Source organism: Vreelandella sp. 162(4c), assembly GCF_058152265.1.
Map to the genome: position 1 here is coordinate 2,251,343 of NZ_CM176981.1, position 16,487 is coordinate 2,267,829.

At 56.3% G+C, this 16,487-nt stretch carries 18 protein-coding genes; 11 read left to right on the forward strand and 7 right to left on the reverse strand.

Annotated elements, in window-relative coordinates:
• Window positions 1–34: 34 nt before the first annotated feature.
• Window positions 35–1,165, forward strand: a complete 1,131-nt coding sequence (locus AC4EYZ_RS10270) for an ABC transporter ATP-binding protein (protein ID WP_474191677.1) — start codon at window positions 35–37, stop codon at window positions 1,163–1,165.
• A 15-nt stretch (window positions 1,166–1,180) separates the two neighbouring features.
• Here AC4EYZ_RS10270 and AC4EYZ_RS10275 read toward each other — a convergent pair whose 3' ends face one another.
• The 4 genes from AC4EYZ_RS10275 to AC4EYZ_RS10290 form a co-directional block, all read right to left on the reverse strand.
• On the reverse strand, window positions 1,181–1,516 hold the full coding sequence (locus AC4EYZ_RS10275; RefSeq protein WP_022520776.1) for a hypothetical protein: 336 nt from the start codon (window positions 1,514–1,516) through the stop codon (window positions 1,181–1,183).
• A 102-nt stretch (window positions 1,517–1,618) separates the two neighbouring features.
• A complete protein-coding gene (locus tag AC4EYZ_RS10280) occupies window positions 1,619–2,653 on the reverse strand; it encodes a histone deacetylase family protein (protein ID WP_474191678.1) in 1,035 nt (344 codons plus the stop codon).
• A 35-nt stretch (window positions 2,654–2,688) separates the two neighbouring features.
• Window positions 2,689–2,988 (reverse strand): GIY-YIG nuclease family protein, encoded by a 300-nt coding sequence (locus AC4EYZ_RS10285; protein ID WP_052475668.1) that lies wholly within the window; start codon window positions 2,986–2,988, stop codon window positions 2,689–2,691.
• Window positions 2,981–3,454 (reverse strand): YchJ family protein, encoded by a 474-nt coding sequence (locus AC4EYZ_RS10290; protein WP_474191679.1) that lies wholly within the window; start codon window positions 3,452–3,454, stop codon window positions 2,981–2,983. The genes AC4EYZ_RS10285 and AC4EYZ_RS10290 overlap by 8 nt, the downstream gene beginning before the upstream one ends.
• A gap of 184 nt (window positions 3,455–3,638) precedes the next feature.
• Here AC4EYZ_RS10290 and AC4EYZ_RS10295 point away from each other — a divergent pair, with 184 nt between their 5' ends.
• Window positions 3,639–3,950, forward strand: coding sequence for a hypothetical protein (locus AC4EYZ_RS10295; RefSeq protein WP_022520780.1), 312 nt, complete (start codon window positions 3,639–3,641; stop codon window positions 3,948–3,950).
• Between the two features lie 81 nt (window positions 3,951–4,031).
• Here AC4EYZ_RS10295 and argE read toward each other — a convergent pair whose 3' ends face one another.
• On the reverse strand, window positions 4,032–5,195 hold the full coding sequence (gene argE, locus AC4EYZ_RS10300) for an acetylornithine deacetylase (RefSeq protein ID WP_474191680.1): 1,164 nt from the start codon (window positions 5,193–5,195) through the stop codon (window positions 4,032–4,034).
• Window positions 5,196–5,411: 216 nt separating this feature from the next.
• Between argE and ugpB the strand changes: the two genes are divergently transcribed.
• From ugpB to AC4EYZ_RS10325, 5 genes are all read left to right on the forward strand, one after another.
• Window positions 5,412–6,737 carry a sn-glycerol-3-phosphate ABC transporter substrate-binding protein UgpB gene (ugpB, locus tag AC4EYZ_RS10305; RefSeq protein ID WP_474191681.1) on the forward strand — a complete coding sequence of 442 codons (1,326 nt, stop codon included), beginning with the start codon at window positions 5,412–5,414 and terminating at the stop codon, window positions 6,735–6,737.
• A 90-nt stretch (window positions 6,738–6,827) separates the two neighbouring features.
• Window positions 6,828–7,712 (forward strand): sn-glycerol-3-phosphate ABC transporter permease UgpA, encoded by an 885-nt coding sequence (gene ugpA / locus AC4EYZ_RS10310; RefSeq protein ID WP_088702119.1) that lies wholly within the window; start codon window positions 6,828–6,830, stop codon window positions 7,710–7,712.
• Between the two features lie 18 nt (window positions 7,713–7,730).
• On the forward strand, window positions 7,731–8,573 hold the full coding sequence (ugpE, locus tag AC4EYZ_RS10315) for a sn-glycerol-3-phosphate ABC transporter permease UgpE (protein ID WP_022520784.1): 843 nt from the start codon (window positions 7,731–7,733) through the stop codon (window positions 8,571–8,573).
• A 1-nt stretch (window position 8,574) separates the two neighbouring features.
• Window positions 8,575–9,630 carry a sn-glycerol-3-phosphate import ATP-binding protein UgpC gene (locus AC4EYZ_RS10320; protein WP_490204255.1) on the forward strand — a complete coding sequence of 352 codons (1,056 nt, stop codon included), beginning with the start codon at window positions 8,575–8,577 and terminating at the stop codon, window positions 9,628–9,630.
• A 99-nt stretch (window positions 9,631–9,729) separates the two neighbouring features.
• Complete coding sequence (locus AC4EYZ_RS10325; RefSeq protein ID WP_457547903.1) at window positions 9,730–10,959, forward strand: RNA polymerase sigma factor; 1,230 nt, start codon at window positions 9,730–9,732, stop codon at window positions 10,957–10,959.
• A gap of 7 nt (window positions 10,960–10,966) precedes the next feature.
• Here AC4EYZ_RS10325 and AC4EYZ_RS10330 read toward each other — a convergent pair whose 3' ends face one another.
• Complete coding sequence (locus tag AC4EYZ_RS10330) at window positions 10,967–12,019, reverse strand: aldo/keto reductase (protein WP_474191496.1); 1,053 nt, start codon at window positions 12,017–12,019, stop codon at window positions 10,967–10,969.
• Window positions 12,020–12,118: 99 nt separating this feature from the next.
• Between AC4EYZ_RS10330 and AC4EYZ_RS10335 the strand changes: the two genes are divergently transcribed.
• The 4 genes from AC4EYZ_RS10335 to AC4EYZ_RS10350 all read left to right on the forward strand — a co-directional run bounded on the left by AC4EYZ_RS10335 (window position 12,119) and on the right by AC4EYZ_RS10350 (window position 14,769).
• Window positions 12,119–13,030 carry a LysR family transcriptional regulator gene (locus tag AC4EYZ_RS10335; protein ID WP_474191497.1) on the forward strand — a complete coding sequence of 304 codons (912 nt, stop codon included), beginning with the start codon at window positions 12,119–12,121 and terminating at the stop codon, window positions 13,028–13,030.
• A 144-nt stretch (window positions 13,031–13,174) separates the two neighbouring features.
• The gene (locus AC4EYZ_RS10340; RefSeq protein ID WP_009288112.1) at window positions 13,175–14,020 is read left to right on the forward strand and encodes a YciI family protein; all 846 of its coding nucleotides are present in this window, start codon (window positions 13,175–13,177) and stop codon (window positions 14,018–14,020) included.
• On the forward strand, window positions 14,017–14,379 hold the full coding sequence (locus tag AC4EYZ_RS10345; RefSeq protein ID WP_022520788.1) for a YciI family protein: 363 nt from the start codon (window positions 14,017–14,019) through the stop codon (window positions 14,377–14,379). Before AC4EYZ_RS10340 ends, AC4EYZ_RS10345 begins: the two co-directional genes overlap by 4 nt.
• A gap of 21 nt (window positions 14,380–14,400) precedes the next feature.
• Complete coding sequence (locus tag AC4EYZ_RS10350; RefSeq protein ID WP_022520789.1) at window positions 14,401–14,769, forward strand: DUF1428 domain-containing protein; 369 nt, start codon at window positions 14,401–14,403, stop codon at window positions 14,767–14,769.
• 24 nt (window positions 14,770–14,793) lie between these two features.
• Here AC4EYZ_RS10350 and AC4EYZ_RS10355 read toward each other — a convergent pair whose 3' ends face one another.
• The gene (locus AC4EYZ_RS10355; RefSeq protein ID WP_474191498.1) at window positions 14,794–16,464 is read right to left on the reverse strand and encodes a bifunctional metallophosphatase/5'-nucleotidase; all 1,671 of its coding nucleotides are present in this window, start codon (window positions 16,462–16,464) and stop codon (window positions 14,794–14,796) included.
• Window positions 16,465–16,487 lie beyond the last annotated feature (23 nt).

Genomic DNA, 16,487 nt, shown 5'->3' on the forward strand with positions numbered 1-16,487 from the left:
TTCGAGTATCCGCCCGACCCGCAAGGAACCCGACATGGCAACGCTACAACTCAACAATATCGTCAAAGACTTCGGCGGCACCCAAGTCATCAAGGGGGTCAATTTAGAGGTCAAAGACCGCGAATTCGTGGTCTTCGTCGGGCCTTCGGGCTGCGGCAAGTCGACCTTGATGCGGATGATCGCCGGGCTCGAGAGCGCCACCAGTGGCGACATCTCGATCGATGGCAAGCGCATCAACGACGTTGGCCCGGCCGACCGTGGCCTGGCGATGGTCTTCCAGAGCTACGCGCTTTACCCGCATATGACCGTCGAGGACAACATGGGCTTTAGCCTGCGCCTAGCCAAGGTGCCCAAGGCCGAGCGTCGCGAGAAAGTCCTCGCCGCCGCGCGCATCCTGCAACTCGAAGAACTTCTCGACCGCAAGCCCCGTGCGCTGTCCGGCGGCCAGCGCCAGCGCGTGGCGATCGGCCGGGCAATCGTGCGCAACCCAAGCATTTTCCTATTCGACGAGCCGCTCTCGAATCTCGACGCGGCGCTGCGCGTACAGATGCGCATTGAGCTGGCGCGGCTGCACGAGGAGCTCGACGCGACGATGATCTACGTCACCCATGACCAGATCGAGGCCATGACCATGGCCGATAAGATTGTTGTGCTACAGGGCGGTGTAGTCGAGCAGATCGGTTCGCCGATGGCACTCTACCACCACCCGCGCAACCGCTTCGTGGCCGGCTTCATAGGCTCGCCGAAGATGAACTTTCTGGATATCGAGGTTCGTGGGGCTGACACCGAGGGGGTCGATGCTGTGCTGCCTGGCGGCGATTGTCGAATACCGGTGGAGGGCGACGGTATCAGCACCGGCGACACGCTGACGCTGGGCATCCGCCCCGAGCACCTCAAACTCGATGATCAGGGACCGTTGACGGGTAAAATTTTGGTCATCGAGCGACTCGGCGGAGCCACCTCACTGTATCTAGAGAACGGTGACAGCCAATGGATCCTGGTAGCCGACGGCGATGTCGCTCACCGGGTGCACGATCAAGTACGCTTTTCCTTCAATCCGGCCTGCGCGCACCTTTTCAATGGCAGCGGCGAGGCACTGCCCCACCGACACCGCCATCCACTGGTCGCCATTGACCGTAAGGAAAACCGTGCACCGCCAGCCTGAAGATTTCTACTGGCCCTACCCCACCCGATGCTGCTTGAGCACGGTGAGGCTTCTCTCTTCCTCGCTTTGCGGCTGGGAAGGTGCTTGACGGGTGCCGACCAGCACGTACCACTCGGCCTCTGAAAGGTAGGTTTGGCACCAGCGGCCAAGGTCGGCTGCGCTCTCTTCGCGGCTAGAATCGCCGCAGCGGTAGTCGTTCGCCAAATGAAGGAGGTCTTGACGGGCGGTACGCGCACGGGCGTTGCCACCGTGTACTTTTACCAACGGGCAGCGCCGGTCATAGGCGGCGTTGGTTAACGCATTAAGCCAACGCTCCAATTCATGTGCCTGAATTCCACCATACACTGCCACGCTTGAGCTCCCTGCCCCGTTTAAAGGGCAATAGCCTGCCCGATTTAGGGGCCGCTGTCACGGTTAACCTTTACCCTTGTTAAGATGCAGTTCCAGACCTTTTTATAGCGCCTGTTCAAAACCTTGTAACACGTTGACTACATTGACACCTATTTCATCTACCGCATAGCCCCCTTCCATCAGAAACACGCTGGGTAGGCCTGCTTGGGCCAGGCGCTCACCTAACGCTGTGAAATCTGCGCTGGTAAAGGTGAAGGCACTTATCGGGTCACCTTCGAAGATATCGACCCCTAGCGATACGATCAGGCACTCACACTCCGCAGCTTTAATTTGCGCCAAGGCTTGTTCAAGTGTGGCCATCCACGTGGTAACGCTAGTGCCCGGCGGCAACGGGTAATTGACGTTAAAGCCCTCGCCTTGCCCTTCACCGTTTTCATCAGCGTAGCCCAAATAGTAAGGAAAGGTGACCTCAGGGTCGCCGTGCAGTGAGATAAACAGTACATCGTCACGCTGGTAGAAAATCTGCTGCGTGCCGTTGCCGTGGTGAAAGTCGACGTCAAGAATGGCGACCCGGCGTTTGCCTGCATCCAGCGCGCGCTGGGCGGCAATGGCGGCATTGTTAAAGAAGCAGTAACCGCCAAACTGATCAAACGCGGCGTGGTGGCCTGGCGGCCGGCATAAACCAAAACTGGGTTCGCCGGTTTGTAACGTATGCTCTACCGCGCCTAACGCCACGTCTTTGCTCGCCATGGCGGCTTCAAAGGTTCCTTCTGAGATCGATGTTTCCGCCGCCAAAGCATAGTAGCCTAGCTGACCGCTAACCGATCGCGGGATGCGGTCACCACGCATGGTTCGTGCGGGCCAAATATTGGGAATCGCCTCCCCCTCGTGCCCAGCCGCCTGCCACTCTTGCCAACAGTTGGCTAGAAACCCCACGTACTCTTTGTCGTGCACCGCTAATACCGGCGCTAACCCATAGGCGCTAGGAGTACGAATATCCCCAAGCCCGGACTGACGAAGATGCTTCAGCACTAGATCAAGGCGTTCGGGGCACTCAAACGGAGTCACCAAAGCGCCATCGTGCAACTCCGTGCGCGCTTGGCGTAAACGGCTATCCTCTGAATAAAACGTCAGCATGTGGGTTCCTTAATCTACGCCTAACGGTAAAGATACTAGTTAGCTTCTAATTGTACAGGCCACTGCTTGGCCCAGCGGCGCTTTTGGCTCGGCGATTGTTGCTTTAACTGATATTCAGCCCGGCTTGCAGCGGCGCGGTCTTCAAACGGTTCGGCACCCAACAGCGCAACGGGCGGATTCGCACGAGTATAACGCGCCCCTTTGCCGGTGCAGTGCGCTTGATAACGCTTTGCCAGGTTATTGGTAATGCCGGTATAGGTGCCGCGCTGGCACTCCAGCAAATAGAGATACCATTGCGGTTCGGCTTTGTGAGGCTGAACGATGCCACTATTCACCGCAACATACCTTTAATTTACGCCCACTACCACATAAGCACGGGTCGTTGCGGCGTGGTTTCAGGCGGGTAAGCGTGGGTGTTCCGTCTATATACCACCAGCGTTGCTGGTCTTTAACGAAGCGAGAGGCCTCTTCTAATACATGCCAGCCTTTTTGCACTCGCCCCCTTTCATAAAAACAGGCACGAAAATGCACGTAACCGATATTGTCGAGCGGCGGTTCTGCGGAGACGATAGATAGCGACTTCCACTCAGCGTCAGGATCAGGCGCAAGCTCTGCAGGGCGGGTAGAGGGGTACCATGTCGCCAACAGGTAGTCGCTACGCCCTAGCACAAAAGCCACATAGCGAGAGCGCATCAAAGCTTCAGGCGTGGGGGCAAGCCCGCCTTGGTGATAACGGCCACAGCACTTATCAAGCGTTAATAAGCTACCACAGGGGCAACTTGGATTAGTTGTGGAGGTCATAGAAAAGCTCGTTAGTCACATCTTTTATAGCCTAACCGATACGCCCTATGCGCGTCGCCCGACGCGTATCACTATTGTTCGATATTTATGCTGCGTTAGGTATATAGTAGTGGGGCAATACATTCAGACGATGGGGTACGAAACACGATCGATCATTCTTTCCAAAATTTTTGGAGGTTCTCCTATGAAGGTCTTTAAACCGGAATGGCAGTGCACGTTTAGCGTAAACGAAGGCGCGGAAGAATCAGCAACTTGGAAAGAGAAAATCGCGTGGCGGCTCAGGGGAGTTGCGGATCGGCTGGAAGGTGGTGGGCGCACGGTAAAAATCGATTACCGAGTGACGCCAGCGGTTAGCCAACAGGAAGTCGACACTTGCTTAGGCAAGGGCTTCGAAGTAACTCAACGCCTGCTAACGCAGTTAGCCCAACAGCAGGCGTGCGAAGATGTGATGCGCCATGCCAAAGCTGAGCTGTTTGAACAACATCCTCAGCACTGAAAAAGCGATATGGTATGAAAGCACTACAAAAAATCCCACCCCATTAACCGGGTGGGATTTTTTTGGGCAGTTATTAGCTAGTTAGACAGTCTTCTCTAACGCTTTACCCATCTTCGTTAGAAAATCCTCGCACGCTTCAAGCTGCTCAATATCGACATATTCATCGGGCTGATGCGCCTGGGCGATGCTGCCTGGGCCAAGAATTATTGTCTGCAAGCCCTGGCCCTGGAACTGCCCCGCTTCCGTGGCGTAAGCCACCGCGTGGTCGCAGCACCCTGCTGGCAAATGGTCTTTGGCTAAGCGAAGTACCTGGTCGTTTTCGCGGTCGGCCAAACCTGGCACTGTCACGTTTAGCGGCTCAGTGGTGATTTCAACGTGCTTGCCTTTGGCCTGCAGCTCAGCGCTTAGCTGAGCGCAATAGGCCTCAAAGCGCGCGTATATTTCGTCGAAGGTGTCCGTGGGCAGATGGCGAATCTCCCATTCGAACTGGCACTCCCTGGCCATGATATTGATCGCCGTACCGCCTTTTATTTTGCCAACGTGCAGGCTGGTGTGCGGCACGTTAAAGGCTTCATCAACGCGGCCCTCTTCTACCAGCGCCGCCATGATGTCCTCTATAAAGGTGACTAGCCTTGCCGCCACATGAATCGCCGAGGTGCCCTGATTAACCTGACTGCTGTGGGCTTCGCGGCCAATCACCGTGGTGCGTAAATTGGTTGCGCCTTTCTGCGCCACCACCGGCTGCATGCTGGTGGGCTCGCCGACAATCACATGGGCGGTGGTGGAGTAGTGCTCGTAGAAGCGCTTAATCAGGCTCGGCGCACCCACGCAGCCGATCTCTTCGTCATAGGAGAAACCCAGATAAATCGGCTGCTGCAGAGGCGCTTTCGTCCAAGTGGGCACCATCGACAATACGCAGGCGATAAAGCCTTTCATATCGCAGGTGCCGCGCCCGTATAAGCGGCCATCGCCACCATCGCGCAGGGTGAACGGATCGCTCGACCAGGGCTGCCCTGCCACCGGCACCACATCGGTATGCCCAGAAAGCATCACACCGCCCGGCGCCTCTGGGCCAATTCTTGCGATCAAATTGGCCTTGGTGCCACAGGGACTCATCACCCGCTCGGCGCTGACGCCGTACTCGGCCAAATAGCCTTCCACATACTCAATCAGCGCCAGATTGGATTCACTGGAAGTGGTATCGAATGACACCAGCTTCGTCAGTAAAGTGGTCACGTCAGTCATACTGCTCTCGTTAGTTGGACTCTTCCTATCACACTATCATCGCCCTCTTCCTTTTCCTACTCAGTAGGCCTGCTGGCAGCGCAATGTTGACTGTCACGGCAGGTTCATCGTGCATTCACTAAAACGTCATCTACACTTCTTAATGTTCAGTGCATCTAAAAATCTCAACAAACGCATTGCACGCCTGACTAAGTTCAGGCCTATAAGGAGCTTGTTATGTCTCGTTTCACACTGCACGCGCTTGCCGTAGGGGTGGCGACGGCCAGCCTAAGCCTGTCTGCTCAGGCGGCAACAGAGATTAGCTGGTGGCACGCCATGGGCGGCCAACTGGGCGAAATTCTCGAAGAGATGACCGAAGAGTTTAACGCTTCACAGGACGACTACCACGTCACACCCAGCTACCGCGGCACTTATACCGAAACGATGACAGGCGCAATCGCTGCCTTCCGCGCCAATGAGCAGCCGCATATTCTGCAGGTGTTTGAAGTCGGCACCGGTACCATGATGAACGCCAAAGGCGCCATCTACCCAGTGTACGAGTTGATGGAAGCGCATGGTCGCGCTTTCGATAACGAAGCTTTTCTGCCCGCCGTCGTGGGTTATTACACTGATACCAACGGCAATATGCTGTCGTTCCCGTTCAACTCCTCTACGCCCATCATGTATTACAACCGCGACATGTTTGAGGAAGCGGGCCTGGATCCCGAGCAGCCCCCCGAAACATGGGAAGAAGTGGCCGATTTTTCACGCCAAATCGTCGAGTCTGGTGCGGCCAGCTGTGGCTTTACCACCTCCTGGCCTAGCTGGGTGATGCTGGAAAACTTCTCCGCTTGGCATAACGTGCCGCTAGGTACGCTGGAAAATGGCTTTGGCGGTATGGAAACCGAGTTTACCTTCAACAATGAGCTGGTCGCTCGCCACTGGGACAATCTCCACGACTGGCAGGAAGAGGGTGTCTTCAAATGGGGTGGCCCCGGTTCTGGCCCCGACTCTGAGCCGATGTTCTACTCCCAGGACTGCGCGATTTTCTTCGGCTCTTCTGCTTCACGTGCGGATGTCGCCGCCAATTCAGAATTTGAAGTGGGCTTTGGCATGCAGCCCTACTACGACGACGTAGACGGCGCACCGCAAAACTCGATTATCGGTGGCGCCACCCTGTGGGCACTGCAGGGCCATAGCGACGAAGAGTACGAAGCCGTTGCAGCGTTCTTTGAGTACCTCTCTCAGCCCGAAGTACAGGCACAGTGGCACCAGCAAACCGGCTACCTGCCCATCACTCAGGCCGCTTGGGATCTGAGCAAAGAGCAGGGCTACTACGATGAGAATCCCGGTGCAGATATTTCGTTGAAGCAGATGACCCTCAACGAGCCGACCGAGAACTCCAAAGGCCTACGCTTTGGTAACTTCGTGCAGATTCGCGACATCATCTCCGAAGAGATGGAAGCGGTGATGACCGGCGATAAATCGGGTCAGGAAGCAGCAGATGACGCAGTGGAACGCGGCAATGATCTGCTCCGTGACTTTGAAGCTGCCAACCAGTAAATAAGCACTTACTTCGCCGCCTGCCCACTTGGGCAGGCGGCGATGTTGTTTATTGATGCTTATATTTACTCACCATTCGCAGAGCTGCCCATGCAAACCAAACGCATGACTTACCCTGGTCGCTTTTTGCCCTACGCCCTGCTGGCGCCCCAGGTGATTGTAACGCTGATTTTCTTTATCTGGCCTGCAGGTCAGGCGCTGTATCAGTCGCTGTTGCGCGAAGATGCCTTTGGACTTAAAACGACGTTTGTAGGCCTTGAGAACTTTGCTCGCCTGTTCCGCGACGGTAGCTATCTCAACTCTCTGTCGGTCACCGCGGTATTCGCCATCGGTACCACACTGCTGTCAATGACGGTGGCACTTTTAATGGCCAGCACCGTCAATCGAATGATTCGCTCACGCAGTACCTACACCACCCTACTGGTGTGGCCCTACGCCATTGCCCCCGCGCTGGCGGGCGTGTTGTGGTGGTTTATCTTCAACCCCTCCATCGGCATTGTGCCCTACATGCTGGAAATGGTGGGTTACCGGTGGAACCACCGTAACTCCGGCAGTGATGCCATGCTGCTGGTAATTTTTGCCGCCGCCTGGAAGCAGATCTCCTATAACTTTTTGTTTTTCCTGGCGGGCTTACAGTCCATTCCGCAATCGCTGATTGAAGCCGCCTCCATCGATGGCGCCAGCCCAACGAAGCGCTTTTGGACGATTATTTTCCCACTGCTCACGCCGACCACTTTCTTCTTGCTAGTGGTTAACGTGGTGTATGCCATGTTCGACACCTTCGCGATCATCCACGCCACCACCGCAGGCGGCCCAGCTCAGGCGACCAATATTTTAGTGTACAAGGTCTACGCCGATGGTTTTGTGGGCCTCAACCTCGGTTCCTCGGCAGCTCAGTCGGTGATTCTGATGGTGATTGTGGTGGCATTAACGATGATTCAATTCCGCTTTATTGAGCGCCGAGTCAATTACTAAGCCTTAGGGAGAACGTTAATGGTTGAAAACCGCCCTTGGGCTAACCTGATAGCCCATATTGTTTTGATCTCTGGTGTCGCGCTGGTGGTTTTTCCGGTGTATGTCGCGATCATCGCCTCTACCCACTCCCTCTCGGGCTTGCTGCAGGGCACGCTACCACTGCTGCCCGGTGGCCACGGGATCGAAAACTACACGCGCATGTGGCAGTCGGGCGTCTCCAATGCCGGCGCACCGCCGGCCGCCCTGATGCTGTGGAACAGTTTTATCATGGCCATGGCGATCACGGTGGGTAAGCTGTCTATTTCGCTGCTTTCCGCCTTTGCCATCGTCTACTTCCGTTTCCGCTTTCGGATGTTCTTCTTCTGGGTGATCTTTGTCACGTTGATGCTGCCCGTAGAAGTGCGCATTATTCCGACTTTTCAGGTCGTTGCGGATCTTAAAATGCTCAATAGCTTTGCCGGGCTATCGATCCCGCTGATTGCCTCGGCTACCGCAACCTTCTTGTTCCGCCAGTTCTTTATGACCATTCCCGAAGAGATGCTCGAAGCCGCCCGGGTCGATGGCGCCGGGCCACTGAAGTTTTTTAAAGACATCTTAATGCCGCTGTCGGTGACCAATATCGCCGCGCTGTTTGTGATCATGTTTATCTACGGCTGGAACCAATACCTCTGGCCGCTAATTATCACTACCGACCCTGATTATTACACCATCGTGATGGGCATTCAGCGCATGACCTCGGAAGAGAACCCACAGTGGCAATTAGTGATGGCCGCGGTGGTCATGGCAGCGCTGCCGCCTGTATTAGTGATTCTGTTTATGCAACGCCTATTTGTGAAAGGCCTGACCGAGACGGAGAAATAAGATGGCCAGCATTACCTTGGAAGGGCTAAAGAAAACCTATAGCGGCGATGTTCATGCCGTCAAAGGCATCAACTTACAGATTGAAGATGGCGAGTTTGTGGTGCTGGTGGGGCCTTCCGGCTGCGGCAAATCTACCCTACTGCGCATGGTGGCGGGGCTTGAAACCATTACCGAGGGCACGCTCAAAATCGGTGACCGGGTGGTCAATAAGCTGGAGCCCGCCGAGCGCGATATCGCCATGGTATTCCAGAACTACGCGCTCTACCCGCATATGACGGTGTACAACAACCTAGCTTACGGCCTCAAGAACCGCGGGTTTAACAAAGAAGATATTGAAAAGCGCGTGCGAATTGCCGCCAAAATGCTCGAGATCGAAGAGTTTCTGGAGCGCAAACCGCGCAAGCTCTCTGGAGGTCAGCGCCAGCGGGTAGCCATGGGCCGCGCGTTGGTGCGCGACCCGGCAGCCTTTCTATTCGATGAGCCGCTTTCCAACCTGGATGCCAAGCTGCGCGTGCAGATGCGCGTGGAGATCAAACAGCTGCAGCGGCGCCTGAAGACTACCAGCCTGTATGTGACCCACGACCAGCTGGAAGCCATGACACTGGGTGACCGTTTAGTGGTTCTTAACGCCGGGCAGATTGAGCAAGTGGGCACACCCATGGAAATCTACGCCCGCCCCGCCAGCATGTTTGTCGCCGGGTTTATCGGCTCCCCCGCCATGAACATGCTGCCAGTGGATTACTTGAACGAACAAGGCGCCAACGGCCTGCTGGATAACCTGCCCGACGGCACCGATGTCGTCGGCATTCGACCGGATGATATGCATCTAGCGCCGCCGACCGCGCCTCACCTAATTGTCGACTCAACGCTGGCGCTGTTTGAAGCCGCGGGGGCCGAAAGCCACCTTTATGTGACCCTCGCCGATAGCGACCAGCCTACAGTCATCCGCGTTTCGGGGCAGCCGCCCGTTGCCGAAGGCGAAACCCTGCGATTTTTTGTGACCCGCGACGCCCTGCATCCTTTCAACAGCGCCACGGGAAAACGCACCGGGGATTGAATACCTATCCCCCGAAAGACAAAACAAGAAAAACAAGAAAAACAAGTCAACGGAGAAACCATGCGCTACGTTTGAGATAAAGCTTACGGATCTCCCTTGATGAGTACTGAACCTTCATACGTCGATGACCTGTATCGTGAGCACTCCCGGCGCGTGCAGGCGACGCTGATACGCCTGCTGGGGGATTTTGAACTAGCCGAAGAAGCCATGCAGGATGCCTTTGTGGCGGCGGTTCAACAGTGGCCGGTTAACGGCAAACCTGACAACCCCACGGCATGGCTAATTCGCACCGGCTACCACTGCGGAATAGACCAAATTCGCCAACGCAGTACTGCTCGCCGTCGGGCTCACTTGCTATTACCCACAGATGAAGCGCTGGATCTTGAGCCCACCACCATCGAAGATGACGCCTTGCGGCTGCTATTCACCTGCTGCCACCCAAGTTTGAGCATGGAAGCACGGATTGCCCTGACGCTTCGCGAGATGTGCGGTTTGACCACTGAGCAAGTAGCCAGCGCGCTACTGATGAAGCCTACGACGCTGGCACAGCGTATCGTACGAGCCAAACGCAAAATTCGCGATGCGCATATCCCTTATGCCGTGCCTACCCAGGAAGAGCTGCCCGAGCGTTTACCCGATGTGCTCCAAGTCATCTATCTGGTCTTCAACGAAGGCTACTCGCGCAGCACGGGCGCCAGCGTGGTCGATATCAGCCTAACAAAAGAAGCCATGCGACTGGGTAATGAGCTGGCGCGGCTACTGCCCCAGGGGGAGGTATTTGGGCTGATGGCTTTGATGCTGCTTAATGATGCCCGCCGGGATGCGCGCCAGGATAGCGACGGTGAGCTGGTAACCCTGGATGCTCAGGACAGACGCCTATGGCGCCAAGAGGATATCCAGGTCGGAATAACGTGGCTAGAACAGGCGCTGGCGCTCACCCCCACCGGGTACTACACCCTTCAGGCGTCGATTGCCGCCGTACACGCCCAGGCTAGCCACGCCGAGCAAACAGACTGGGGGCGTATCGTCAGGCTCTACGATGCTCTCTGCCGACGTTTTCCATCGCCGATTCTGGCGCTGAACCGTGCGGTGGCCATTGCTATGAATGGTGCACCCGACACCGGCCTGAAGTTGCTCGACGACATCGCGCATCACCCGCAACTATCCCGCTATCATCTGTTCTATGCCGCTAAAGCGGATTTACTGCGGCGCCAAGGTCAGCATGAGGCCGCGCGCAGTGCCTATCACCAGGCGCTGCAATTGGTCACCCTGGATCCAGAAAAACGCTTTTTGCTAAAGCGGTTAAACGAACTAGAGCCAGCTCCATAAACATTCATTAGCCCCGCATAGAGATCGACATGTCGCCATAGATATTTGCCTGAACCGCCGGGCGCCGCAGGTACTCATGGGGAAATCCTAGAGGCACCGCGCTGACCTCGTCGAGCCGTGCCAGTTGGTCACCTGTCAGTTCCAGTTCGAGTGCAGCCAGATTGGCGTCAAGCTGACTTATCGATCGCGCTCCAATGAGCGGTGCAGCCATACCAGGACGGGTGAGCAGCCATGCTAAAGCCACAGTGGCAGGTGATGTATTTTGTTCCATAGCGACCTGTTTCACTTCGTCAATAATGCGAAAGCTACGTTCGGGGACGGGCCCCGCCTCGGTCGCGATGGCGGCACGGCTGCCGCTGACCACATTTTCGGGTGCGAGTTCGGCACGGTTGTACTTCCCCGTCAGGAGTCCACTCGCCAGCGGTGACCAGGGCATGATACCCATCCCCATTTCACGCGCCATCGGAACCAAGTCACCTTCCACGCTGCGCTCAATCAGATTGTATTCCAGTTGCATTGCAACCATTGGCGACCAGCCCCGGAGATCGGCGATAGCCTGCATCCGTGAAGCCTGCCAGGAAGGGATATCCGACAGCCCCAGATAAACGACCTTTCCTGCTGCCACCAAATCATCCATGGCGCGCAGAATCTCTTCCACGGGAGTGGTGAAATCCCAGGCATGCAGATACAGCAGGTCGATATAGTCGCTGCCCAGGCGCGTCAGGCTGTCTTCTACCGAACGAACCATACTACGTCGACTGTTGCCTCCAGAGTTGGGGTCATCACCGCGCATCGGCAAGGTGTATTTTGTGGCAATGACCAAGCGATCCCGTTTCCCCTGGGCGAAACGGCCGACAAAGGACTCGGAAGTGCCACCCGTATAGTAATTCGCCGTATCAATGAAGTTGCCGCCGTGATCGACGTAGCGATCAAAGAGCGCGCGGGAGGTCGACTCGTCGGCGCCGAAGTTCCATTCCGTACCGAAAGTCATGGTGCCTAGCGCCATCGGCGATATTTTCAGGCCCGAGCGGCCCAGCAAGCGGTAATGGTCGAGCTGCATGGGATTCTCCCTAAGCTGTTGGTTTCCGCAATGGTAGGCTTGTTCTTAAACTGACAGAATACACCGATATATTCATGGACTATGAAGCTGAAATGAACAATGAAAGGTAGCGATGTGGCGGAATTGGGTGCCTTCGTGGCAATCGTTGAACATGGCAATTTCGCACGAGCGGCGGGATGGCTCGGTGTTTCGCCCTCGGCACTCAGTCAGACGATCCAGCGGTTAGAGGCACGCTTAGGACAGCGCCTTTTGAACCGAACCACCCGAACCACGCGGCCAACGGAGGCGGGCCAACAGTTGTATGAGCGAGTTCGGCCCGCTCTGGAGGAGATTTCAGCGGCTCAAGCGCAGTTGCTGGAGCAACAGGACGAGCTTGGCGGACGGTTGCGAATCAATGCGTCGCGCGCTGGGGCTGCTTATGCGCTGGCACCACATCTGGCTAGCTTTGCCGAGACTTACCCTGGAATTGAAGTCGAGATCGTCGTCTCTGATCGTTTGGAAAATGTGGTGGCTAGTGAGTGTGATGCCGGGCTGCGGCTCGGTGAGAGCCTGGAACAGGATATGGTGGGAGTGCCAATGAGCGAGCCGCTACGTTGGATTGCGGTGGCATCGCCGCTCTATCTGGCTCGGGCAGGGACACCGGAGCATCCCGCTGCTTTGAAGGAACACACCTGTATCAATATGCGCTGGCCCAGCGGAGGACATCTGTTCCATTGGGAATTCGAGTGCGAAGGTCAGTCCGTTCGGGTGGCTGTCACCGGCCCGCTGTGTACCAACGATGTGGCAACGCGACTGCGTGCGGTCAAGGATGGACTTGGTATTGGTTATTTCCTTGAGCCGGAGGTGAGGGGCCTGCTATCGGCCGGCGATGCCGTTGAGGTGCTGGCGTCTTGGTGTCCAAGGGAACCAGGTTTCTACCTCTACTACCCAGGCAACCGGCTGGTCACTCCGCAACTTCGGGCTTTCCTCGATCATGTCATGGCGCGGCGTCGGAAAGTCGTTGCTACGTAATAAGATCATTTAACCTGCATCCGATGGCAGAAGGAAATCAACCAGATATGCCGATTACCAAAAATAATATCTAGGCTGTGTCGATTCGTGAGCACGTCAAACGACTACAGAGAGTTACTACCCTGAACAACCAGGAGGCTCTCAATGAAATTCATGCTGATACGCCGTGCCGATGCCAACACCGAGAATGGTGCTATGCCATCCCAGGAAATGTTTGCCGCCATGGCTGCTTATAACCAGCGCATGACCGAGGCAGGCGTGTTTTTGAGCGGCGATGGCTTACATCCGACCAGTGACGGGTGTCTGATCCGTTTCAAAAACGGTGAGCCCACCATCATCCCCGGGCCTTTGTCTCCAGCCAGTGAGCGTATTGCTGGCTATAGTGTGCTCGAAGCCCCTTCCCTGCAGGCGGCCATTGAGTGGGCCCAGCAGTGGCCCACCCAGGATGCCGATGGCAACGTGACCCTTGAATTACGGCGCTACTTCTCGCTGGAGGATTTTGAGCCCGGTGCCGGAATTGAGCAGCACCGTAACCTTGCTCGTATACCGGATGCCATGAACGTGCACGTTGCCTTTCCCGGCACCTGTCGGGAGGCCATGCAGTTCTATGCCGATGTCACCGGAGGGCATTTGGAGTGCCTGTTGACCTATGCTGACACACCCGCCGCTGAACACACGCCGCCCGACCTTCATGACCGCATCATCCATGCCTCACTGAACCTGCGTGGACGCCGCTTGATGGGTGCCGATATGGCGGCTGACTGCTATACACCACCGCAAGGGATAGAGGTTCAATTGGAGTATCAGGATATCGAGCAGGCCGCACGAACCTTTGCTCAACTAGCGGAAGGTGGAAAGATGATCATGCCGTTCGAAGCGACCTTCTGGTCACCAGGGTTCGGCATGACGGTAGATCGTTTTGGCGTCGGCTGGATGGTAAACGTTCCGTCAGACAACTGCCCCTTGGCCACAGAAGGAGACTCCCCATGAAGTACGTTGCGCTGGTCTATTACCAGGAACAGATTATCAACGCCATGAGCGAACAGGCGTGGCACGACCTCAACCAAGAATGCATTGCTGGGGTTGAGCGCCTGAGCGCCAGCGGCCACTACCTGGCCGGGCAGCCATTACAACCGACGGAGACCGCCACCACCGTACGCGTGCGCGATGGCGAGACGTTAATCTCCGATGGTCCCTTTGCGGAAACCAAGGAGCAGTTGGCCGGTTTCTACCTGCTCGAAGCCCACGACTTGAATGAGGCGCTGCAGCTGGCTAGCCGTATTCCACCAGCCCGGCTGGGCAGCATTGAGGTACGCCCCGTTCGAGAACTCCCCTCTAAAGCAGAATAAAACAGTAATAGGAGAACAGCCATGAGCAAGCTTACACACCCTTATGTAGATGGTTTCGTCGCTGCCGTGCCCAGCGCTAATAAAGATGAGTTTATTGAGCATGCCCGTGCCGCGGCCGTTGTTTTCAAGGAACACGGCGCACTGCGGGTCGTGGAGTGCTGGGGAGACGATGTCCCCGAAGGGGAAGTGACCTCCTTCACCATGGCGGTCAAGCGCAAGGATGACGAAAGCATCATCTTTTCCTGGATAGAGTGGCCATCGCGCAGCGTGCGCGATGAGGCCATGCCGAAAGTCATGCAAGACCCGCGCTTGCAGATGGACGTTAACCCGATGCCCTTTGATGGCAAGCGGCTCATCTTTGGCGGCTTTGAAAGCATCATTGATGAGTAAGCGCTACCCGTGGCCCGGAACTCACTACGACGCTTCCTGGGCCACATCCTCTGGCACCACACCTTCTTGAGCTACATCAGTAATCCGCCCTTCCACCTGGTAGAACACCTCTTTACGTTCCACCATATAGTCGCGCAGCATCTCCCAATCCGTATTGCCGACGATGGTGTTGCGCCCATCTTCATAGGCAGCGCCAAGTACCGTATGACCGTCGCCGCCAGCAGCGGTAAAGTTATTGGTGGCGATGGTGTAAGTACGCTCGGGGTCAATCGCCTGCATTGCGCCTTCCTGGGCAACGCTTAGGCTAACCACCCGCTCGCCCGACGGCTCGCCGCTGTCGTATATCAACTCAACGCCTGCCGACACCTGCAGAAAACCGCCGTCTTCGCCGGGTGCATTAGCCAGGGCGATCTCGAAGGTTTCCAGCAGCTCGGCGCCGGTGACATCAAGCAGCGTCAGGCGATTGCCAAATGGCTGCACGGCGATCAAATCACCCACAGACACATCACCACTCTCAATCGCTTCACGGATGCCGCCGCTATTCTGAATCGCCATAACCGTGTCGGGTGCCACCTGCTGCGCAGCATGCAACTGGGCATCGGCGATTAAATTGCCCAGCGCTGTTTCATTGGCACGCACGCTCCGTTCATCGCCACGCCCGTGGCGCGGGTTGGGTAGCGTGGAGATTACCTTGGCGCCGACCTGGGTATCCCGCAGTGTCTCAATCTCTGCGGTGTAGGATTCAAGCCGCTTGGCGGCATCAGCGTCCGCTTCCCGATCGTCGGCAGCGAGCAGTTCACCGCTGGCATCCACCACCACGCCGTTTTCGTCGAAGGTGACCTGCATAACGCCCAGATGCTGGCCATACTCGCCTGCCTGGCCAATCACCGTCGGTGATAGGAGCTTCTCTCCAGCGCGGCTCTCGCTCAGCAGCCTGGGGGGCGACACTTGAGTATGGCTGTGGCCACCAATAATAATGTCGATGCCTTCGACATGCTCTGCCAGCAGCAGGTCATTACCTACGCTGGGGTCACTGTCGTAGCCCAAGTGGGTAAGGGCAATAATCTTGTTAACGCCCTGCTCTTCAAAGCTTGCCACCATGGCTTCAGCCGCTTGGCGATAATCGCTGATGGTGACGTGGCCAGGGCTGGAAATCGTCTCACTGTCCTGAGTGCTTAACCCAAAGATGCCGATTGGCTCGCCGTTATGCTCAACGATCATGCCGTCATAAAGCGTCCCCGCCTGCGGCTCAGCGCTGACTGAATCACCCAACATGTCAGCAAACTCCGGGCCTGCGGAGAAGTCCAGATTCGCCCCTAAAATAGGAAACTCGGCGCCTGCGAAAAACGCCGCTAGCGCTTGGTGCCCCTGTTCCGGGTCACCCAAATCGAACTCATGGTTGCCGGGCACAAAGGCGTCGTAGCCCATTAAATTCATAAATTCGAGGGCATCCTGGCCTTGAAACTCTGTGAAGTAGAGCGTGCCTGTAAAGATATCACCGGCATCCAGCAGCAACCCTTCGCCAAAGCGCTCCTGCGCCTCATTCAGCGTGGTAATTAGATAGGGGTACTGATCGGTACGCCCATGTAGATCGTTGGTGTGAAATAGCGTCAGGGTGTAGTTATCAGCAAAGGCAGGAGGAACGGTGGCAAATAGCGCTGTCCCTAGCGCCAAGCCATAGCGGTGAAAACGCATTTAAATGACTCCTTTCATAACAG